Source organism: Pedobacter africanus, from assembly GCF_900176535.1.
GTDB lineage: Bacteria > Bacteroidota > Bacteroidia > Sphingobacteriales > Sphingobacteriaceae > Pedobacter > Pedobacter africanus.
Genome location: NZ_FWXT01000004.1, coordinates 470,076 through 493,048, shown reverse-complemented (window position 1 = coordinate 493,048; position 22,973 = coordinate 470,076). Strand labels below are relative to the sequence as shown.

At 41.8% G+C, this 22,973-nt stretch carries 17 protein-coding genes; 10 read left to right on the top strand and 7 right to left on the bottom strand.

Features of this window, described 5'->3' with window-relative positions:
- The first annotated feature begins 75 nt into the window (after window positions 1–75).
- Both B9A91_RS21900 and B9A91_RS21895 read left to right on the top strand, forming a co-directional pair.
- Entirely contained in the window at window positions 76–2,031 is a 1,956-nt protein-coding gene (locus B9A91_RS21900) for a sensor histidine kinase (protein ID WP_235012641.1), read from the top strand.
- Window positions 2,032–2,050: 19 nt separating this feature from the next.
- Complete coding sequence (locus tag B9A91_RS21895) at window positions 2,051–2,764, top strand: hypothetical protein (RefSeq protein ID WP_084241193.1); 714 nt, start codon at window positions 2,051–2,053, stop codon at window positions 2,762–2,764.
- A 47-nt stretch (window positions 2,765–2,811) separates the two neighbouring features.
- Here B9A91_RS21895 and guaB read toward each other — a convergent pair whose 3' ends face one another.
- Complete coding sequence (gene guaB / locus B9A91_RS21890) at window positions 2,812–4,281, bottom strand: IMP dehydrogenase (protein WP_084241235.1); 1,470 nt, start codon at window positions 4,279–4,281, stop codon at window positions 2,812–2,814.
- A gap of 160 nt (window positions 4,282–4,441) precedes the next feature.
- On the opposite strand from guaB, the gene B9A91_RS21885 reads away from it, so the two are divergent.
- The 3 genes from B9A91_RS21885 to B9A91_RS21875 are packed head-to-tail and all read left to right on the top strand — an operon-like array spanning window position 4,442 to window position 10,238.
- Window positions 4,442–6,277, top strand: coding sequence for an outer membrane protein assembly factor BamB family protein (locus tag B9A91_RS21885; RefSeq protein ID WP_084241192.1), 1,836 nt, complete (start codon window positions 4,442–4,444; stop codon window positions 6,275–6,277).
- A 58-nt stretch (window positions 6,278–6,335) separates the two neighbouring features.
- Window positions 6,336–8,339, top strand: coding sequence for a DUF3857 domain-containing protein (locus tag B9A91_RS21880; RefSeq protein ID WP_084241191.1), 2,004 nt, complete (start codon window positions 6,336–6,338; stop codon window positions 8,337–8,339).
- Between the two features lie 3 nt (window positions 8,340–8,342).
- Window positions 8,343–10,238, top strand: coding sequence for a DUF3857 domain-containing protein (locus tag B9A91_RS21875; RefSeq protein WP_084241190.1), 1,896 nt, complete (start codon window positions 8,343–8,345; stop codon window positions 10,236–10,238).
- Between the two features lie 12 nt (window positions 10,239–10,250).
- On the opposite strand, the gene B9A91_RS21870 is transcribed toward B9A91_RS21875, so the two are convergent.
- Both B9A91_RS21870 and B9A91_RS21865 read right to left on the bottom strand, forming a co-directional pair.
- Window positions 10,251–11,525, bottom strand: coding sequence for a M16 family metallopeptidase (locus B9A91_RS21870; protein WP_084241189.1), 1,275 nt, complete (start codon window positions 11,523–11,525; stop codon window positions 10,251–10,253).
- Window positions 11,518–12,762: a M16 family metallopeptidase gene (locus tag B9A91_RS21865; protein WP_084241188.1), complete on the bottom strand. Its 1,245-nt coding sequence runs from the start codon at window positions 12,760–12,762 to the stop codon at window positions 11,518–11,520. Before B9A91_RS21865 ends, B9A91_RS21870 begins: the two co-directional genes overlap by 8 nt.
- Window positions 12,763–12,874: 112 nt before the next feature.
- Between B9A91_RS21865 and mqnC the strand changes: the two genes are divergently transcribed.
- The 5 genes from mqnC to B9A91_RS21840 all read left to right on the top strand — a co-directional run bounded on the left by mqnC (window position 12,875) and on the right by B9A91_RS21840 (window position 19,595).
- Entirely contained in the window at window positions 12,875–13,999 is a 1,125-nt protein-coding gene (gene mqnC / locus B9A91_RS21860; protein WP_084241187.1) for a cyclic dehypoxanthinyl futalosine synthase, read from the top strand.
- 59 nt (window positions 14,000–14,058) lie between these two features.
- Window positions 14,059–14,826, top strand: coding sequence for a LytR/AlgR family response regulator transcription factor (locus tag B9A91_RS21855; RefSeq protein WP_084241186.1), 768 nt, complete (start codon window positions 14,059–14,061; stop codon window positions 14,824–14,826).
- Between the two features lie 2 nt (window positions 14,827–14,828).
- Window positions 14,829–17,786 carry a ligand-binding sensor domain-containing protein gene (locus B9A91_RS21850; protein WP_084241185.1) on the top strand — a complete coding sequence of 986 codons (2,958 nt, stop codon included), beginning with the start codon at window positions 14,829–14,831 and terminating at the stop codon, window positions 17,784–17,786.
- A 425-nt stretch (window positions 17,787–18,211) separates the two neighbouring features.
- Window positions 18,212–18,403 (top strand): hypothetical protein, encoded by a 192-nt coding sequence (locus B9A91_RS21845; protein WP_084241184.1) that lies wholly within the window; start codon window positions 18,212–18,214, stop codon window positions 18,401–18,403.
- A 73-nt stretch (window positions 18,404–18,476) separates the two neighbouring features.
- Window positions 18,477–19,595, top strand: a complete 1,119-nt coding sequence (locus tag B9A91_RS21840) for an N-acetyltransferase (protein WP_084241183.1) — start codon at window positions 18,477–18,479, stop codon at window positions 19,593–19,595.
- Between the two features lies 1 nt (window position 19,596).
- On the opposite strand, the gene B9A91_RS21835 is transcribed toward B9A91_RS21840, so the two are convergent.
- The 4 genes from B9A91_RS21835 to tpiA are packed head-to-tail and all read right to left on the bottom strand — an operon-like array spanning window position 19,597 to window position 22,950.
- Window positions 19,597–19,926, bottom strand: coding sequence for a helix-turn-helix domain-containing protein (locus B9A91_RS21835; RefSeq protein ID WP_015807399.1), 330 nt, complete (start codon window positions 19,924–19,926; stop codon window positions 19,597–19,599).
- A gap of 28 nt (window positions 19,927–19,954) precedes the next feature.
- Entirely contained in the window at window positions 19,955–21,322 is a 1,368-nt protein-coding gene (locus B9A91_RS21830) for a UDP-N-acetylmuramate--L-alanine ligase (RefSeq protein ID WP_084241182.1), read from the bottom strand.
- A 26-nt stretch (window positions 21,323–21,348) separates the two neighbouring features.
- Window positions 21,349–22,188: a 50S ribosomal protein L11 methyltransferase gene (prmA, locus tag B9A91_RS21825; protein WP_084241181.1), complete on the bottom strand. Its 840-nt coding sequence runs from the start codon at window positions 22,186–22,188 to the stop codon at window positions 21,349–21,351.
- The gene (gene tpiA / locus B9A91_RS21820; RefSeq protein WP_084241180.1) at window positions 22,189–22,950 is read right to left on the bottom strand and encodes a triose-phosphate isomerase; all 762 of its coding nucleotides are present in this window, start codon (window positions 22,948–22,950) and stop codon (window positions 22,189–22,191) included.
- Window positions 22,951–22,973 lie beyond the last annotated feature (23 nt).

Sequence of the window (22,973 nt, the reverse complement as noted above, 5' to 3'; positions counted from 1 at the left end):
TTGTTTACATTAGGCACAAGTCCTTATTAAAGCTATATGCGCCTGCTCAGCCTCTTTATCCTTCTTTTGTGCCTTTTGAGTTTTAATACAAAGGCGCAGCCTATACTGCTGGACAGCAGCTATACCTATGGTAATATCGGTAAACAGGTAAGCTATTTTGAAGATAAGGAGGCGGGGATTACTTTTGACGGGGTTAAAGTACTGGAAAAAAGGGGAAAGTTTCAACAAAGCAAAAGCGAGGTCCTCAATTTAGGAAATACAAAATCTGCCTTTTGGGTAAAGATCACTTACAAAAGTGCCGTTGCCGGCAGGGATTACCTGGTGATAGATGTGCCAAACATAGAACATATTGACTGCTATGTTGAAACCAATACCCAATTGATCCATAAAAGTGCAGGATCAATACAGCCCTCGGTACCCGGAGTAATTACCAGGAACAACTACATCATTCCCTTACCCGAGCAGGGCCAAAACCCTGGCGTTTCGACCATCTGGCTCAGGGTTAAAACCAATAATATTTTGCTCCTGCCCATAAAAATGGCCACTTCCGAAAATTTTGTACCTGGTTTATCTGTAAAAAACAGCATGCAATCTATTTATATTGGTATATTGCTTACACTGTTTGTCTTTAATATCTTCCTTTTTTTCAGCATAGGAGACCGGACTTATCTTTATTACAGCATTTATGTGATTTCCCTGGCCGTATACGTGGTGGGGTATTTAAGGGGTTACAGCTATTTGCTGGGCGATCAGTTCAGGATCATGCTGAACCTTTATCCCCATCTTTTTCTGAGTATATCCATCATTTCGGGCATCCTGTTTTCCAGCAAGTTCCTGAACCTGCACACCTTGTTTCCTTCGTTCAGCAAAGTATGTAAAGCACTGATCGGGCTTAGTATCGTTATGCTGCTGACCAGCGCTGCCGGTCTTAAAAGTATATCGGCCATCCTAGCGCAATTTCTTTCCATAAGTTCGGCCATCATTTTATGGACATACGGTATTTTGGCCTACCGAAAAGGGCATGCACCTGCAAAATATTTCATCCTGGCCTGGACATTTATTGCATTTACCATCATCCTTGCCGTGATCAGTATGGAAGGGATTTTACCTTTCCGGGATTTTAGTTTTCAGCTGGTACCCATAGGCTCTACCATAGAGCTTTTACTGCTTGCTTTTGCGTTGGGCGATCGTTACCGCACCATTATCCGCAATGAGCAGCTGGTACGAGATGAGAATCTTTTACTGGTGCAGACACAGAACCAGCGGCTGGAAAAACTAGTGGAAGACCGCACGCTTAAGCTTAGTGAGAGTATTGTACAGCTTGAAGCCTCCAATGCGGTAAAAAATAAGTTGTTTTCTATCATTGCGCATGATCTGAGAAGTCCCTTCGCCAGCCTGGTCAGCATTTTCTCCTTAAAAGACATGGACTTGCTTAGTCTGGATGAGTTAAAAATGTTGCTGAATGAGAATAAAAAAAACATCGATACCATACACAATACGTTGAACAACCTGTTGTACTGGGCCAAAAGCCAGATGGAGGGCCTAAAAAACCAACCCACGGTGTTTGACCTGAAACTCATGGCAGAAGATCTGGTCCTGGTATACTCACCACTTATACAAGCTAAAGGAATTGCCGTTAACCTTCAGGCCCCGCAACATCCACTGGTATATGCCGATGAAAACCAGATCCAACTGGTATTGCGGAACCTGATTGACAATGCCATAAAGTTTACCCCGCCCTCGCACAGCATTGGCATCAGCTTGACGAAAAATAAAACCAGTATAGAAGTCTGCGTAAACAATACAACTTCAAATTCGAATGAGCTGAATATAGAGAGCATTACCAACACTAGCGCATTTGAGGCCACTTCCGGTACCGGGCACGAAAAAGGAATCGGACTGGGCCTGCACCTTTGCCGTGAATACCTGAAAGGGAACGGCAGCGAATTAAAAGTAAATATAAGCGGCAGGTCAGTTTCATTTTGCTTTCAGTTGCCCAAACCAGGTGTTGCCGACACTATTTCGCTATAACTTTCGTTTTCCATTTGATATGAGAATTAAACTGATTGGCTTTCTTTTACTTTGCCATACGGCATTATATGCACAAACCTTTAAATTCCCCACGGTTCCGGAACAAGGAAAAACCATTGCTTCGCTTGTACCGCCAACCTGGAAAGTAATAGACAGCGTAAAGGGCGATCTGAACAATGACAACATCAGCGACCTGGTCCTTGTGATGGAATTTTACAGGCCTGTTAAAGAAAATCGTGCTTATGGCGACAATGAAACGGAAATCATTACTGAGGTGCAAAAACCCAGAATACTGGCCATATATTTCAGACGCTCAGCCTCTGGAGCTTACAAACTGGTTACGCAAAATAACAATTTCATCTTACGGTCAGAGGAAGGTGGCGGCATGGGCGATCCCATAAGGCCTTTAAGTATTGATTCCAATGCGCTTTCATTGAGTTTTGAAGGCGGGGGCAACTGGCGCTGGAAACTATTTTATACCTTTAAATATCAGGATAAGGAATGGCGGCTGACGAAAGCGAACAACTATACCTGGCATACAGGTTCAGGTGAAATGAATGACAAGCAATACGATTTTGTGAATAAGAAACGTACCGTTACCAGTGGCACTATTGATAATAAAGCATCAGCAAATGAGACTTTTGAACAGCCTTTACCCCTGAAGAACCTCCGTACATTTACCAGCTTTAAAAAACCATGGACCTGGCAGATCAGTCCGGACGAGTTTTTGTAAAAAAAATTCCCCGCTTTTCAGCAGGGAATTCCATATCATCACTTAAATTATCTTGAATAATTTGGTGCCTCTTTGGTGATGGAAATATCGTGCGGGTGACTTTCTCTCATACCTGCAGCGGTAATTCGTACAAATTTGGCTTTCTGAAGGTCGTCGATTGTAGCTGCACCACAATAGTGCATACCCGCCCTTAAACCGCCAACATATTGATAAATAACCTCGGCAAGTGTTCCTTTATAAGGCACACGCCCTACAATGCCTTCCGGCACCAATTTGGTCACTACATCGGTCTCATCTTGAAAATAACGGTCTTTAGAACCTTGCTGCATGGCCTCTACAGAGCCCATACCACGGTAAGATTTGAACTTACGTCCTTCATAAATGATGGTTTCACCCGGTGATTCCTCCACGCCAGCAAACAGTGAGCCTGCCATGATTGCGTTTGCACCGGCGGCAATAGCCTTAACAATATCTCCCGTTTGTTTGATCCCTCCATCTGCAATTACGGGAATCCCGGTTCCGATAAGCGCCTGTGCACATTCAAAAACAGCATACAGTTGGGGTACCCCTACTCCGGCAATGATGCGGGTAGTGCAGATAGACCCCGGACCGATACCTACTTTAACGGCATCAGCACCAGCTGCGGCCAAAGCAATGGCTGCTTCTGCTGTAGCGATGTTTCCCGCAATGACCTGTAAATCCGGCCATCTTTGTTTGATGGCTTTTACCATATCAATAACCCCTTTGGAATGGCCATGCGCCGTATCAACCGTAACTACGTCTACTCCTGCCTGTACCAACGCAGCAACACGGTCGATGTTATCAGCAGCAACACCTACAGCAGCTCCAACACGCAAGCGTCCGCGCTCATCTTTACAGGCTTTAGGGTAGTTTTTATATTTCTGGATATCCTTGAAAGTAATCAGTCCGGCCAGGTGACCTTCCTTGTCCACTACAGGGAGTTTTTCAATTTTATAATCCTGCAGAATTTCTTCTGCCTGTAAAAGGGTCGTTCCTTCAGGAGCAGTGATCAGGTTTTCGCGGGTCATTACTTCCGATACCTTGCGTTGCATGTCTTTCTGGAAACGCAGGTCCCGATTGGTAATGATACCTACCAGTTTATTTTCGTTGTCAATAACCGGAATACCACCGATCTTAAAATCTTTCATGATCTGGAAAGCATCGGCAACCCTGGCATTTTCGCTCAGCGTAACCGGATCCTGGATCATTCCGCTTTCCGAACGCTTCACTTTCCTGACTTCTTCTGCCTGACGCTCTATGCTCATGTTTTTATGCAGCATGCCGATACCGCCAGCCTGAGCAATAGCAATAGCCAGACCGGCTTCAGTTACCGTATCCATTGCAGCAGAAACGATAGGAACATTCAGACGTATTTTTTTGGTTAAGAAACTTCCGGTATCCACATCACGTGGCAGAACTTCGGAATAAGCGGGTACTAATAATACGTCATCGTATGTAAGACCTTCGGCAATAAATTTATTGGGATCGAGTTGCATAGCAAATAATTTAAGAGTTACTATTTGCCGGGCAAAAGTACGATTATTATTGAAAATGTGCAATAGTATTGGAAATAAAGCATACTGAAAGTAAAACATTACACTCAGCTAACGATTGGCAAAAAAAACGTAAATTGAGCCCTCACAAATGTAACAGACCATGAAATACAGCTTTTTTTTCATTTTACTGACTTTCTGCTTTTTAAACACAAGTGCCCAGACTTTTAAATATGCTTTTGTAACCGATACACATGTGGGTACGGCAACGGGTGAGGAAGACCTGAGAAGAACCGTGGACGACATCAATAAACAAACAGACCTGGATTTTGTACTGGTTACCGGCGATGTAACAGAAATGGGCACGAGGCTTGAAATTAAGCTGGCGAAATCTATACTGGCCTCCCTCAAAATCCCCTTTCATGTGATCCCGGGCAATCACGATACCGGGTGGTCTGAATCGGGAGGGGTAGATTTCATCAAGGAATTTGGAAGCGATAAATTTACTTTAGACCATAAAGGTTATCGCTTTATAGCTTGTGCATCCGGGCCTTATGTAAGGATGTCTGACGGCCATATTCCGAGAGATGCGGTTGTTTGGCTGGATAAGGTTTTAAAGAATACCCCTGCAACCATGCCGGTGGTGTTCATTAATCACTACCCTGTCGATAATAGTCTGGATAACTGGTATGAAGCCACAAACAGGATAAAAAAATACAATATACAATATGCCATATGCGGACATGGCCATGCCAACCAGGCCCTGAATTTTGAGGGTGTACCTGGCACTATGGGTCGTTCCAATTTGAGGGCTAAAGACAGCATCGGCGGTTACAACATGGTAACTATGCGCAGTGATTCGGTTTTATTTGCGGTTAAAAAACCTGGAATGGAATTGGAAAGGCCATGGAGAAAAATTGCATTGGGTAAATTTACTGCAGGCAGCACAGCGAAAACTGAGCGGCCATCTTACCAGATCAACAGTATCTATCCGCAGGTAAAACAGGCCTGGAATTACCATGCTACAGCTAACGTCATATCCACACCTGCGGCAACAAAAGACCTCGTTATATTTGGCAACCATATTGGCGAAATAGAGGCATTGTCCATTAAAAATGGCAATCGGAAATGGGTTCATAAAACCCAGGGGGCCATCTATTCTTCTCCGGCAATAAGCGGCAATACGGTAGTGCTCGGTTCTGGAGATGGCTTTATTTATGCCTTAAATACGGGCAGCGGTAAACAGATCTGGAAGTTTGAAACCAAAGCTTCAGTATTGGGAAGTCCGGTTATTGAAAACGGTATTGTTTACATTGGCGGAAGCGACAATAATTTCAGGGCGATAAACGTACAAACGGGTAAACAGCTCTGGGCATTTAACGGAGTGGAAGGCACTATAGTCGGAAAACCACTACTGTACAAAGGCAAGGTCTTTTTCGGTTCCTGGGGCAGGCATTTGTACGCACTGGACCAAAGCAACGGTTCTTTGCTGTGGAAATGGAATAATGGGAGCGCAAACCGCATGTTCTCGCCAGCCATGTGTACCCCTATGGCACACCATGATATTGTTTATTTTGTGGCACCCGACCGGGTGCTTACTGCAGTGGATGCCAATAGTGGAACTACACTTTGGAGAAATAAGGAAGCAACGGTACGTGAATCTGCGGGGATAGCAGAAGATGGGAGCATGATTTTTGGAAAAACCATGAACGATGAAGTGGTAGCCTATAGGACACAGGCAACCGATCCGGGAATTTCCTGGCGCTTAAACCTGGGTTTTGGTTATGAACACGTACCTTCAATGCTGATAGCCAAAGATAAGCAGGTATTTTTCGGCACGCGAAACGGTGTAGTGTATGCCTTTGACCCCACCTTACGCAAAATAGTATGGGCGCATAAAATAGACAACTCGATGGTGAACACGGTAAATGTAATTGACAAAAACACTGTTTTGGTGGCTACCATGGATGGTGTAGTTAGTTTGCTGAAAATTAAATAAATAATTTTTTTTCTTCTCATGATATATGTTATAATTGTGCAAACAAATTATCGCTAACATGAACAAGAAAAACGCCCTGGTGCTATGCCTGTTTTTACTGGCATCTTTCTCCTATGCACAGCTAACGGTGGTTAGCAAACCAAAAACATTTAAATATGGAAAAATAGAACTTAGTGAATTTGACACGAAGGGCAGTGGTGCAGATTCTGCTGCTGCGGCCATAACTTTATTTGATGTAGGAAAGGGTTATTTTGATGTCAGCCCTAAAACAGGCGATTTTGTTTACGTTTTTGAAAGGCATATCCGCTACAAGATCATCGGTAAGGCCGGTTATGACTATGCAAATCTGGAACTTTCATTCTACAGAAGAAACTCCGATGAGACTAAGCTGGATTACATGGATGCGGCCACTTATAACCTGGAAGATGGCAAAATTGTTACCAGTAAGCTAAACAAGGACGCAAAATTCTCAGAAAAACAGGATAAAAATTATACGGTTAAAAAATTTGCATTGCCTAACGTAAAGGAAGGCTCTATTGTGGAATATAAATACAAGATGACTTCTGATTTTATATTTACACTTAAGCCCTGGTACTTTCAAAGAGAGATCCCTACACTATATTCTGAATACGAGATCACCATACCGGAATACTACAAATACAAACCTCGAACTGGCGGCTACGTATTTTTGAACCCTAAACAGGAAATGGTTAACAAGACCTTCATACTTGGACAGCAATCCCTTACCGCGGCCTGTTCAAAACAAGTTTACCGGGCAGAAAACGTACCAGCCCTGAAAAAAGAGAGCTTCATTACCACGATGGACGACTACTTGAGCAAAATAGGCTTTGAGCTGAGTTCAGTAACTGTTCCGGGACAGGTTTACAAAGAAATCACTTCCTCATGGCCTCAAATTGTAAAGGGTCTGAAAGGAGAGGAAAATTTTGGGGCCTTTATCAACCGAAGGAGCTATAGCAAAAGCCTTTTAAAAGACATCATAAAAAGTGAAACCAATCCTGATAACGTAACGCAACTCATATTTAATTATGTAAAGAACAATATCAAATGGAATAAGGAGCATTATTTTTACACATCAGAAACCAATCCCAAAGCCGTATTTGAAAAGAAAGCAGGAAATTCAGCCGACATCAACCTTTGCTTACTGACGCTTTTAACCGAGGCAAATATTACCGCTTCGCCGGTGTTATTGAGCACAAGGGAGAACGGCGCGCACCCGGGCTTTCCTATGCTAACGGATTTTAACAATGTCCTTGTTCAGGCGGTGATTGGTGATAAGACCATCCTTCTAGACGCTACCGATAAAGACCACGCGCCTAACCTCATTGCTTACCAGAATTTAAACCACGAAGGTTTGAAGATAGATCTGGCCAATGAGAACGCGGAATGGATTTCGCTGGAAACAACTCATCCGAGCAGAAGGAGCATTTCCATGATGCTGACGTTAGACAAAGAAAACAAATTTAACGGCAAGCTCTACTTATCCTCAACAGGTTATGAAGCTTTAAACCTTAGGGATAAATACCGTTCTGCTGCCAATGAGTTGGATTATCTAAAAGATTATAAAACCGGAAAAACAGGCTTAGGCGTAAAAAACTATAAGATAGATAACCTGAACGATCCTGCCGAACCCCTGGTGGAGACTATGGATGTACTGATTGAGGACAATATTGAGGAAGCAGGGAACCTGGCTTACTTTGCCCCTCTTTTGTTTGAAAGAACAAAGGAGAACCCTTTTCGGCAGGAGGAAAGGGTGTTTCCGGTCGACTTTGCCTATCCTACAGAAGAAAATTACCGTATTACCATAGATTTTCCTGAAGGATACCAATTGGATAAAACACCAAAAAATGAAAAAATAGTATTACCTGAAGATAAGGCATCATTTACATTCCTGTTTGCCATAGACCAAAATAAACTGATGATCACCAGCAAAATACAAGTTAGAAAATCCTTCTTTACTCCTGAGGAATATCAGGACCTGAAAGAACTTTTTAAAAATGTAGTAAGGAAGCAGGCTGAGCAGATTGTATTTAAGAAAAGTTAAACGATGAAGCGGCATTTATTTTTTATTACAGCTTTGCTGGGCATGGCAAAAGTGCATGCCCAGGGCAACTATGATATAAGCAGGATACCTGCAGAACTGACTAAAGATGCATCGGTGGTGATCAGAGATGAAGAACAGATTTATGAGGTTAAAAGTCCTTCAAGTGCAACATTAACCTACAAAACTGCGGTTACCATTTTGAATCAAAATGGGGAAAAGGCTTCAAATATGTACGAGTTCTATGATAATTTTTCCAGCATATCCAATTTAAAGGCATGTCTTTATAATGACAAGGGGATTAAGATAAAGGAGTATAAAAGTGCTGATTTTAAAGACAAAAGCGCTGTACCGGAAGGTACCTTATATCAGGACGACCGGGTTAAATTCCTGGAGTTTTTACATACCGGTTATCCCTATACCATTGAATACAGCTATGTTGTGGATTACAGGGGCATTCGCTCTTATCCAACATGGTATCCTGCAAGGTCCTGGGGATATGCAATAGAGAAATCAGATTTCATTTTCCGGATTCCTGAGGGCATGACCTTCAAATACCTTAAACACAAGAATGTAAAAACGGATTCCCTGAAGGTAAAAGATAAGATGGAGTACAAATGGGGATGCAGAAATGTACCGGCATTGGAATTTGAACCCATGAGCACAGGTTTAAAAAATGTAATGCCCTGGGTAAATGTTGCACCCAACCAGTTTGAATACGACAACTCGAAAGCCAACATTGAAGACTGGACAAATTTTGGCAACTGGATGTATGGCTTAAGCAATGGTTTGCAGGTACTTCCCGAGACGGCAAAGACAAAAATACTAGCCCTTGTTAAAGATGCAAAAACAGATCAGGAGAAAATTGGGATCCTTTACAATTACCTGCAATCCAATACCAGGTATGTAGGTGTACAGCTGGGGATTGGTGGGTACAAGCCTATAGCAGCAGAGAAAGTATATGCAGTAAACTACAGTGACTGTAAGGGTCTTTCCAACTTTATGAAAGCGCTGCTTGAAGTAGCGGGTATAAAATCGAACCTGGTTGTTATAGGAAATGATATGCCCTCATTAAACAAAAGCTTTGCAAGTATGGGCCAGGCCAACCATATGATTTTATGTGTACCACTTGAAAAAGACACCATCTGGCTGGAATGTACCAGTCAACGAACCCCCATCGGGTTTATTGGCAATGGCAACTCGAACAGAACGGTATTGCTGGTTACAGAAAAAGGAGGGAAACTGGTTCAGACCCCTACGTATGAACCTGCCAGTAATTATCAGAAAAGAAATACAAAAGTAAATTTTGATGAGGAAGGTTCCGCTGATATCAGCATTGAGACCCGGTATGGGAATGCCCAGTATGAAGACAATATGGCCATGTTGTTTGCTGATCCCTCATTACAGCGAAAAAGGATAATGAACACGTTGAGTATCCCGAACATGCAGATCAATACCCTCAGTTATACCCAGCCAGACAAAAAGTCGCCTGTATTGAATGAAAAAATAAACCTTAAAAGCACTCAGCTGCTGGCTAATGGGGGCGACAAACTTTTTGTTACGCTTAACCTGCTCAATAGACAGGAATCAAGCCTTACTGCGCTGGAAAACCGTAAAACATCTTTTAACATTGCGTACGGTTACTGTGATGAAGATGAAATTATTTATACCCTTCCCAAAGGATATAAGGTAGAGTTTATGCCTAAGGACATCCTGATAGAATCAGAATTTGGAAAGTATACAGCTAAAGTGACCTTAAAGGACAACACAGTGGTTTACACGCGCACAAAAACAATGATCAGCAGGGAATATCCCCCTGAGAAGTACAATGATTATGTGGCATTTTCTAAGAAAATGTTTCAGGCAGATAAACAAAAAGGTATCCTGGCTAAAGTAGAATAGCCAGGATAGGCTTTATTTTTTTCCTACCACTACCCTGGTAAAGGTGTCGGTATTGAGGTATTTATTGGCCAGTGCTTTCAGCTCGGGAGCGGTAATGGTCTTCACCGTCTCGATATAGTTTTCGTAGTAACTGTAATCCAGTCCTGAGAAGTATACATTTTTAAATTTATCGGCATGTGAGAATGCATTCTCCAGGCTACCCAACATGGCGCCCAGCATGTAATTACGTACCAGAGCAAGCTCCTCATCTGCCACCAGTTCAGTTTTAAGCAGGCTGATCTCATTTTCGATCTCATTAAGGGCACTATTGCAAACATCAGCACCAACTTCTGTGGCTATAAAAAAGTATCCGGCATTTTTCAAAGATGCTACCGCAGAACCGATACCATAGGTATAGCCCTTATCTTCCCGGATATTGGCCATTAACCTCGATCCGAAATAACCACCAAGTACGCAGTTCAGCACCTGGAATCCCGGAAAATCAGGGTGGTTCCTGTTAATCGCCAATGCGCCCATTCTGATGGCCGATTGAATGGCCTCTGTTCTCTCGATAAGAACATCTCCGCCCGGTACCGCAGCAAAGCTGAATTTATTAATGACAGAAATTTCTGTATTGTCCCAGTCTTTCCCGATTATACTATTTAGGATATCGAATTCTTTCTGTTCAAACTTACCTGCTACAAAAATTGTACAGTTTTCTGGCTTGTAAGCGGCCTTAAAATAACTGATCAGTTCAGCCCTTGTCAATGCATCATAATCGGCAGCACCGATATTAGAGCCATATGGTGTTTCTCCAAAAAGCGTGTTCGCAAAATGCTTACGGGCCAGAAAATCATTCTTTTGCAGGTTTACCTGTAAGGATTGCTTTTGGTTCTGAACAAAAATAGCCAGTTCCTGCTCAGGGAAAATGCTTTCGTTAAGAACTGACCTGATGATGGGCAATACGGAAACCAGGTGTTTGTTCAGGGTGTATAGTTTTACACAGGTTTGATCGGCACCATATTCGGTCTGCAAAAAAGCGCCGTAATAATCTACTTTATCTGCAATTTCCCTGGCACTTAACAAGGCTGTTCCATTATTGACCAGGTGACTGACACCGATGGCCTGCAATGGTTTTGTGGCATCCCAGTTGACGTTTTCGAATATAAATTCTATGCGCACAAGCTCCTGTTTACCGGCATTGATGGTAAAAACCGGTATACCATTGTCCAGTATTTGTTTTAAAGGTTCGATGAAACTGATGTCCTCTACCTGTTTAGATTCCGGGGCTAGTGTACGGTTAAGCATTGTTGGCGGTTAAATAATATAAAGTTGAACATTGTGCTTTCACAAAAGTAGTTTTGGCAGCTTGCTGAATACGTTCCGGACTAACAGCAAGGTATTTATCGATCTCGGTATTCAGTCCCCCGGCATCCCCCAGCAATTCATAATAAGCCAGGTTCATGGCTTTATCCAAAAGGTTCATTTCGGCAAATACCATTATAGATTCTGATTTGTTTTTCACTTTAGTGATTTCCGTTTCGGCAACCGGCTCTGCCCTAAGCTTATCCAGTTCTGTCCAGATAGCTGCTTCTGCCCTTTCTATACTTACACCTTCTACAAGTTTACCTTCAATAATGAAGAGCCCTTCGTCTATACTGCTGGTGATGTAGGCATGAATATCACTGAATAATTGCTGCTCTTTGAGCAGGCTGTTGTACAACCTGGATGACTGCCCCTGCGACAATACGTCCGACATCAGATCGTATACCTGATAATCGCTATCGACCCGGGCTGGCATTTTAAAAGCCATATAAATGGCATTTAAAGGCACATCAGCGGTTGCTGTTTCCTTTCTCTCCACTGTTTGCAGAGGCTCCTTCGGCAGCTTCCTCAGGTATTTTTCGCCAGCCGGAATTGGTGCAAACCATTTTTCTGCCAAAACTTTTATCTCTTCTGTTTTTACGTTTCCACCTACAACCATGATGGCATTTTGAGGGTTATAATGCTTTTTGAAAAATGCTTTTACATCCTCCATTTTTGCATCCTCAATTTGCTTCAGGTCCTGACCAATGGTTGCCCAGCGGTAAGGGTGTGTGGTATAGGCCAATGGTCTTAGTTTTAGCCATACATCGCCATAAGGCTGGTTCAGGTAGCGTTGTTTAAATTCTTCGCAAACCACATTTCGCTGCGTTTCCAGGCTTTTCTCTGAAAAAGCAAGGCTCAGCATCCGGTCACTCTCCAGCCAAAAAGCAGTTTCAAGGTTAACCGCCGGGAGGGTGATGTAGTAATTGGTAATGTCGTTACTGGTGAAGGCATTGTTTTCGCCCCCCACCCGTTGTAAGGGTTCATCGTAGCTGGGTATGTTTACCGAGCCTCCAAACATAAGGTGCTCAAACAAATGAGCAAAACCAGTTTTTCCCTCTTCTTCGTCCCTTGCACCAACATCATATAAAATATTCAGCACTGCCATCGGTGTAGTATCATCTTCATGTACCAGCACACGTAAGCCATTACTTAGTGTAAAACGATTAAAATCTACCATAAATTGAAAATAGTTGCGCCAAAGATAGGAATTATGCGATTGGAAATAGAAGTGTCGCTAATTAAGACAAACAAATTATATTGATCAAAACAACTTATGGTATATTTGTACCATGAATACTGCCGAATTACTACACAGGGCCTTGAATTTCGACTTTTTAACTAAAGAAGAGGGTGTTTTTTTATATCATCATGCAGCTACTGCTGAGTTGGCCTATGTAGCCAATGAACTGAGAAAAAAACAGGTACCCAGTGGAAAAGTGACCTGGCAGATCGATAGGAATGTGAATACAACCAATGTTTGTATTGCCAACTGTAAATTCTGTAATTTTTTCAGAAGGCCCGGCCACGAAGAAAGTTACATTACTGATATTGAAACTTATAAGCAAAAGATTGAAGAAACTTTCAGACTGGGAGGCGACCAGCTGCTGTTGCAGGGTGGGCACCATCCCGATCTGGGCCTGAAGTTTTATGCAGACTTGTTTAAACAATTGAAGGAATTGTATCCGGATCTGAAACTTCATGCTTTAGGCCCGCCGGAAATTGCTCACGTGGCAAAGCTGGAAGGCTTATCGCATACCGAAGTTCTAAAGGCCCTGAAAGAAGCTGGTATGGATTCCCTTCCTGGTGCCGGCGCAGAGATCCTGAACGACAGGGTAAGAAGATTGATCTCGAAAGGAAAGTGCGGCGGACAGGAATGGCTGGACGTAATGCGGGCAGCACATCAATTGCACATCACCACCTCCGCCACTATGATGTTTGGCCATGTGGAAACTATCGAAGAACGTTTTGAGCACCTGGTATGGATCAGGGAAGTGCAAAGTGAAAAGCCCGCCGATGCCAAGGGCTTCCTGGCGTTTATCCCCTGGCCTTTTCAGGATGACGGCACCTTACTGAAACGTCTGAGGGGCATCAGCAATACGGTTTCCGGTGATGAGTACATCAGGATGCTGGCCCTGAGCAGGATCATGCTGCCCAACATCAAGAACATACAGGCATCCTGGCTCACGGTAGGTAAAAATGTGGCAGAACTTTGCCTGCATGCCGGAGCGAATGATTTTGGCTCAATTATGATCGAGGAGAATGTAGTATCGGCAGCAGGTGCCCCGCACCGCTTTACGGCAAAAGGAATACAAGATGCGATCAGAGAAGCCGGGTTTGAGCCGCAGTTACGCGGGCAACAGTACAATTACCGCGACCTGCCCGATCATCTGGAAGAACAGGTGATCAATTATTAGCAGGCATAAAATGGGGATATGGCTTTTTTTTAATAAATTCACCATATTAAATTAAAGCTGTGCTGAATACAATTATTGTAGATGATGAAGAATTTGCCCGCTCCTCCCTTTACTTTTTGTTACAGGAGAATTGCGAGGACGTGCACATATCGGGTATTGCAAAGTCAGTATCCGAAGCAAGGAATTTACTGACACAACATTCTGTAGACCTGATCTTTCTGGACATTGCCATGCCCGGCGAAAACGGATTTGAGCTCATCCCCTATGCACAATCCAGTAAGGCACATATTATTTTCACCACTGCATATGACCAGTATGCTTTAAAAGCAATTAAGGCCAATGCCCTCGATTACCTGCTCAAACCCATCGACATTGATGAACTCAAAGTAGCAGTAGACAAGGCGCTAAGGTTTATCGCATTGAACAAAAACGAAAATAACCGTAACGAAAGTCTGCAAAATCTCGCAGTAAATCTTTCTGACAGGGCGGAGATCCGTAAGATCAGCCTGCCCAACGGACAGGGCTATACCCTGGTCAATATTGACGACATCATTCATATTGAGGCCGATAGCAATTATTCTGTATTTTACTTTGCCAACAGGGACAGGATCACTGTATCCAAGGTATTGAAGGAATATGAGGAAATATTGCCTGACCATCAATTTGTCAGGATCCACAAATCCAGTATTGTTAACCTCAATTATCTAAAGGAGTACAATTCAAGGAACGGATTGGAAGTGATCCTCAAAAATGGTGAAAAACTTGCAGTATCCAGGCGCCGGGCGAGTGATTTTGCTGAACGGATTAAATCTTATACACGCCCTTGACCATGAAAAATAATACGCTGAGGCAGGCATCGTTTTTTTTAGCAGTCACTGCATTGTTTTTGAGCTTTAAATTGTGTGGTTATGCGCAAACAACCTATCTGCAGCACTTCAGCACAAAAAACGGTTTGCCCAGCAACAACTGTTATTATACACTTCAGGATTCAAAAGGATATATCTGGATCAGCAGCGACGCAGGGGTAAGCCGGTTTGACGGCAAACTGTTTGAAAACTTTTCCATAGACGACGGGTTGCCTGACAACCAGATCCTGCAAATGAAGGAAGACAGGAGCGGAAAAATCTGGTTCCTGGCACTGAATGGTCAGCTCAGCTATTACTTCAACGGAAAAATATACAACGAAACCAATAACCAGTTGCTGAAATTATTGAAATTTAATGCTGTGGTGGTCTCTTTTTTTGAAGACAGCAAAGGCCGCATCTGGTTTGGCACCAATAAGAACCTGTTGGTGATGTACGATGGAAAATCAATTATGAAATACATGTCGGCCAATGCCAGTCTGCAATTTATCAATACCTTTATTCATGAAGACAGGGCCGGAAACATTTGGGCCTTTGGTAAAGCCTGTGTAAGGGTCTTTAAAAATAAACAATTTCATATTGTACCTCACGTTACCCTGCCCCTCTCCTATAAAACCTCATTAAATCTGCCAGACAAAACAATGGCTTATCTTGGGCGCAATGGACTGAACATACACAACGGTTTAAGGCAACAATACACCAGACTAAAGATAGACAGCACCTTACTCACAAATGACCTGGGTTTTTTCTTTCTGGATAAGAACAACGATATATGGCTGAGCAACAGCAATGGCATTTACCATACTGAACCCTATGGTAAAACAACTCGGTATTTGATTAATATATCCAGCAGTCAGGTCATAAAAGATTCTAAAAACAACATGTGGTTTACCACCAACTCCGGTATATATATGCTGCCCAGGAAAGAAGAACGTCTGTACCTGATCAACAGTGGCAATGGCTTAAATACTGACGGGGTAAAAAGTATAATGAAGGATGATCAGCAGAGATTGTGGTTGGGTATGGACGATGCCAGCATCAATATTCTGCAGCCAAACAGTTACAAAGTGAGTAAAATCCAGTTACCGGAACGAAAGAAATACGCCACCATCAAGCAGCTTGATTTAGATACGCTCAATGATGCCATGTATTTTGCTTCCGATTATGGGATGGGAAGGTTAACAGGGATTCATGACCAAAAACCAAAAATTGAGTATCTGAAGGAGACCAATGATTCTTTGTATGTCGTCAAATCCTTTAGTATTGGCAAAGACAATAGCCTGGCCCTGGCCCTTTCCTCAGGCGTTTTCATCTTACCCGACCGGATCCGTAAATTTGAGTTCACTTCGTTGTATTTCAGGCAGGGGGTTGGTTTTTTTAACAACAGGTCCTACCGTGTATTTTATGACAAAAGAGAAAATTTGTGGTTTTCCAATATCAATGGCCTTTCCGAATTTTCGAAAGGAAACTTGTATAGCTATTACGGGAACAACCAATTGCTCACCAAAAGGATAAATGACATTTGCGAACTGGATGACGGAACCATTGTATTGGCAACGGATGGTTATGGCATTCTGTTCCTGAGGGACAAAAAGCTCTTTAAAGTGATTACACAAAAAGAGGGCCTGGCGGATAACATTTGCAAGCGTCTTTTTATCAAAGACAACTACATTTGGGTAATTACCAATAATGGGATCAACAAGCTCTTTTTAAAAGATAACCAGATTAAGGTTGAAGCTTTTGAATATACCAATTCTCTGCTGTCTGATGATGTGAACTGCCTGTACATAGATGATCGCTATGCTTATTTTGCCACCAATAACGGGCTGATCTATTTTTCTTATAAAAATGCAAACCAGACCAATGAACCCCCTAAGGTGTTCATTTCATCCGTAATAAACAATAAAATAAAACTGGGGCTAAATGATCCGCTGTATACACTGCCCCCGGCAAACAACAACATCACATTTACCTACAGTGCTATTGATTTTCAAAATAAAAACATCACTTATCGGTATCGTTTAAAAGCAGATGCCAATTGGACAGAGACCAAAAACAGACGACTTGAGTTTTCCTCTATGGAGCCAGGTGATTATGTTTTTGAGATCAGTGCGAGGTCCAATAACAGCAGGTGGAGCGTGCCTGCCAAAGTGAGCTTCTCTTTAAAGAAACATTTCTGGCAAACCTACTGGTTCCTTGGAGGTATCTTTGTTTTGGCCGGCTTTGCCTTTTATAAGGCTGCAGTAATAGTAACACAGCGACAAAAAAACAAGGAGCAACAGCAGCTGCTGCTAAAAAACCAGATCCTGATGCTCGAACAGCGCGCACTCCAGGCCATGATGAACCCGCATTTTGTTTTTAATGTGATGAATTCCATACAACATTACATCAATACCAAAGACACCAATTCGGCCAATAAAATATTAACCGGTTTTGCCAGGCTGATCAGGAAAAACCTGGAAATATGTACCAGGAGTTTTATCAGTCTGGATGAGGAACTGGAATACCTGGAACTTTACCTGAGTTTGGAGAAAAAGAGATTTGGAGAAAAATTTAAATATAACATCCAGATAAACCCGGTCATTGACAAGGAAGAAACGCTGATCCCATCAATGATCCTGCAGCCTTATATAGAAAACGCCATCTGGCATGGCTTAATGCCTAAAGAAGAGGGTGGAAAGATCGATATCCGGATTGATTTGCAGGGCACTGCGCACCTGCTGATCGAAATTATTGATGATGGTATAGGTATTGAGAATTCGCTGCGCAGCAAAAAAGGCCGGCACCAGAGTAAAGGCATGAGCCTGACTAATGAACGGATCAATTTGCTGAATCAGGTTGAAGTAAATCCAGTACGGATTGAGATCAGACAGAACGGTATTTCAGGTACATACGTATCTGTTTTGATCCCTTTAAAACGGTAATTTACCGTTTACTCAATTATTCCTACCACTTACTAATTTTAAATGAAACGTACTGGAAATAGCATTAAACTTGTTATAGATATTAAAACAAACAGAAGTTTGTAAAATGCGTTCTTATAGGATTGATCAAAGATATTTTTACCTAACCTAAAACTATATCTCAATTCAGGTTTCATTTGTGTGTTAAAAAATGGTAAAGTTCATAGCTTTACCATTTTTTTTATCCGTAAATCTGAGGGTTTCGTGCATGGATATCCACATAAAAATTGTGCATATTTTTTTTCAAAAAATTCTTTGTGGAATTTCTTTTTGTCTTACTTTTGAGAAGCTGAAAATTTAAAAAAAACATCGTTCTTTTGATTTAAAAAGATTTTTAGTAAATTTAACATATCAATAAAACACTTTACGGAATTATTTTTTTTGTAATGAAAACTCCAAAAAAACCAATCAACAAAAGTCAAGCAGAAGATCCAGAAGAAGAGCTGGAAGATTCGTATGAAGGAACAAGTAAAAATAAGTCATATGATGACGATGATGATGACTTTGACATGCCATTAGATGATCTGGACTCTTTTGACAGTTTTGGTTCGGACGATGACGATGACGACAATTATTAGCAGTTAAAAAAGAATATTAAAAGGCATCCTTATGGGATGCTTTTTATTTTAAATCCAGCCCTATTCACCTAAAATGCAGATAACTACAGTATCCGGAAAGCATTCAGAAAAAGATTTTTTAGCTATTGCCCGATTGATTTACAAGGATGATAAAAACTGGATTTGTCCGCTGGACCAGGACATTGAGCAGATATTTGACCCCAGCAAAAACCCTTTCTTCGGACACGGCAAATGTATCCGCTGGATATTAAAAGACGATAATGGAAACGGTATTGGCAGAATTGCTGCTTTTATAAACGATAAAAAAGCATACCAGTACGCGCAGCCAACAGGAGGAATCGGCTTTTTTGAATGTGTAAATGACAGAGAAGCGGCTTTCCTGCTGTTTGACACCGCGAAAGTCTGGCTCGAAGAAAACGGGATGAAAGCCATGGATGGCCCCATAAATTTTGGGGAGAACGACTCTTTTTGGGGCTTACTGGTAGAGGGCTTTACCCCGCCATCCTATGGAATGAATTATCACCGTCCCTATTATCATGAGCTGTTTACTGCATATGGTTTCCTGAAAGAATACGAGCAGATCACCAATCATCTTGCGGTAAAAAAGCCCTTTCCGGAGCGTTTTACTAAAATTGCGAACTGGGTAGCCAATAAACCCGGCTATACATTTGAGCATTTTTCCAAGAAGAACGCGGAAAAATATGTATCCGATCTGATGGAAATTTACAATGATGCCTGGAAAGATTTTGAGAACTTTGTTCCGATAAAAAAAGAAACGCTGGAGGAAAGTTTTGAAAAAATGCAGACCATTATGGATGAAAAGCTGATCTGGTTTGGTTATGTGAATGGAGAACCCGCATCATTTGTTGTAATTATACCGGATGCCAACCAGATGATCAAAGACTTTAATGGCAAATTGGGCCTCCTGGAAAAGCTTAAATTTGTTTACAGGCGCTGGGTAGGTGTAAAACGTATGCGCGCAATAGTTATGGGAACAAAATCTGCTTATCAAAAGCATGGCCTGGAATCGGCATTGTTCATTAAGTTAAAGGAGTATGTTTTGCCTTTAAACCAGTATGAGGAACTAGAGCTCTCATGGGTAGGCGATTTTAACGATAAAATGCTCGCTATCCATCAGGCAACAGGTGCCACTTTTGGAAAGCGGCACCTGACAATGCGAAAGGTGTTTTAAATTATTTTTCTCTTATTTCTTCGTAGAGATCAATTACTTTCTTCTGAAGTTTGATGATCTCTTCTTCTCTTTGCGCCAGCTTTTCTTTTAGGCCATTGATCTCTTCAAAATTAAGTGACTGAGGATTTTCCCCTTCTTTGGATATGATATCCATAGTGGATACCTCGAAAAGATTAGCGATTTGTGCCAACCTTGAAATGTTAATATCAGTGATACCAGTTTCGATTTTTGAGAACGCCGGGATTGAAATATTTAGACGTTTAGCCACTTCCCCCTGGCTCCAGCCATTTTTTTGGCGCAGTTGTCTAATGTTTTTTCCAATGATATTCATATTATTAATTTAGGTGTGTAATCTTGTATTAAATTCCTTGCTCAACTGTATTCAACTCACGTGCCAATTTAACGAGATCAACTCCGCCAAAATTTCCAGAACTCATCAAAAGTAAGTTCGTACGATAAAAATTTACGTTTAACAAATAATCCTGCAATAGTGTTGGGTCATTAAAAAAGTGCAATTGCTCTCTTTTAAACGCTCTTTGAACATCTTTTTTACTAAAAGGTTTTAATTTTTTATGCTGAAAAGTTTTTTCATCGATGTAGACAATCGCCGTATCCGCGGCCTTCATGGTATCAGCATATTGAACTAAAAAGTCTTTATTCAGGCTGCTAAATGTATGTAACTCTATACACGCCACTAATTTCCTGTCGGGAAACTGGGCTTTAACTGCTTCGATAGTTGCTTTCAGCTTAGAGGGTGAATGTGCAAAATCCTTATATACATTTGTTTCATTTTCGCTCCTCAGCAGCTCCAGTCTTTTCGCGGCGCCGGTAAAGGAACATATAGCGGCATCAAATTGTTTGTTGTCAATATCCAGTTGCGCGCAAATTAATTTGGCTGCGTTAAGGTTCATTAAGTTATGATCTCCGAATACTTTTAGCGGGACTTCTTCCGGCATTAAGTAAGTAATCCCATCTTTCACCATGTGATCAGGAATTTCGTAGGCAATTTTTTCTATTGCCGCGGTGGCATTTTTAACTATCTCTTTTAAGTCTTTATCTGCACTGCAATAAATTAATTTACCCCCTGGCTGAATCGTATTTATAAACAATTCAAACTGCCTGACATAGTCAGCATAGGTCTTAAATACATTGATATGATCCCAGGCAATGCCACTGATCACCGCAAGATTAGCTTTATAAAGATGAAATTTAGGTCTCCTGTCGATTGGAGAAGCCAGGTATTCATCTCCCTCAATAACGATCAATGGCGCTTCGCTGGTAATTTTAACCATGGTTTCAAAACCGGCCAATTGTGCCCCTACCAGGTAGTCAAAATCCCTTTTATAAAAATTCAGTACATGAAGGATCATGGAAGTAATGGTGGTTTTACCATGGCTTCCACCTATGACAACCCGCAGCTTGTCCTTGGTTTGTTCATAAATATATTCCGGGTAAGAATATATCTTAAGTCCGAGTTCCTGGGCACGGAGCAATTCAGGATTATCGGCAAGCGCGTGCATACCCAGAATTACCGCGTCCAGATCAGGTGTAATATTGGCTTTGTTCCAACCCATCTGTGCTGGTAAAATACCATATCCGGCCAGTCTGCTGCTCGATGGTTCAAAAATAACATCATCTGATCCGGTAACCTGGTATCCTTTTTTATGTAATGCAATGGCCAGGTTGTGCATGGCACTGCCCCCAATGGCAATAAAGTGTATACGCATCTTTATAATTTATTATGGTCTGCGGATTAATCCTTCTTAAAATAAGCGGCTACCCATTCTCCTGTTTTTTTATGGTTAACATAGCGGATGCCAAAAGGCGCACAGGCTTGCCTGATCATATCCAGGTCTGGTGATTCATAAAATCCGCTAAAAAAAATACTGCCACCGGGCCTTAGTACATCGTTATACGAGGGGATTTGGTCTAACAGGATATTGCGGTTAATATTGGCCAGGATCACATCAAATGTCTGATCCGGAATAACCTCCTTACCCCCACACAATGCCTTCATATTGACAATATTGTTCAGCGCAGCATTTTCAATTGCACTGAGGTAACAGACTTCATCATTATCTATAGCCACCAGGCTCGAGGCACCTTTTTTTGCAGCCAGAATAGCCAGAATAGCTGTTCCACAGCCCATATCCAGCAAAGTTTTACCTTCCACATCTGTATCCAGCAAGTATTGGATCATCATGGTTGTAGTTTGGTGGTGCCCGGTACCGAAAGCCATTTTAGGATCTATAACAATCTCATATGGATATTGAGGCCTGGGCTCATGAAAAGTTGCACGTACGTAGCATTGATCGGAAATGATCAAAGGCTCAAAGTTCTTTTCCCATTCCTCATTCCAATTTTTCCCTGCAATTTCTGCCACTTCATAGCTGCATTGAAATTCACCATCAAACTGTTCCAGCACTTTTTCCAACTGATCTTCGCTGTAAGCGGGAAAATCAATAAATGCCATAAAACCTGCCGCTGTATCTTCAAAAGTATTGAAGCCGATATCGCCCAGTTCAGCAATCAAAAGATCCTGCTGATATTCCTCTATGGCCGTAAAACTGAAGGTTACCTGTATGTAGTTCATCTAGGAATTAAAAACTTTAACGATATCCACAAAATCCCTCGATTTCAGGGAAGCTCCGCCGATCAATCCCCCGTCAATATCTTTCTGGGAAAATAGTTCTGCAGCATTTTTAGGGTTACAGCTTCCGCCATATAAAATCGTGGTTTCCTCTGCTATGGCATTGCTGTATTTGGCTGCAATTTCTTTTCTGATAAAAGCATGTACCTCCTGGGCCTGTTCTGATGAAGCCGTAAGGCCGGTACCAATAGCCCATACCGGTTCGTATGCTATAACTATTTTAGAAAAATCTATAGCGCTTAGTCCGAAAAGCCCTTTTACTAACTGGGCTTTAAGTACTTCAAAATAACTGCCATTATTTCTTTCTTCCAGTGTCTCGCCTATGCAGAAGATTGGGGTTAACCCGTTTTCCAATACTTTCACTGTTTTTTGAGCAAGCATCTCATCACTTTCAGCAAAATACTGACGTCTTTCAGAATGTCCGATGATGATATAGGCACAGCCAACGGATTTGATCATACCCGCCGATATTTCACCGGTATATGCACCACTATCGTTCTGGTGGCAATTTTGCGCACCAATTTTCACTACATCGCCACCTAATTTAGCCAGGCTGTTTAAATGAATGTATGGTGCACAGATGATGGCAGTCTGATCGCCTTTTTTTTCATCCCTTACCATATTAACTATTTCTGAAAATAAAGATATGCCTTCTGCATAATCCAGGTTCATTTTCCAGTTTCCTGCAACTATTTTTTTCCTCATCGTTGTTAAATATATTGTTATTT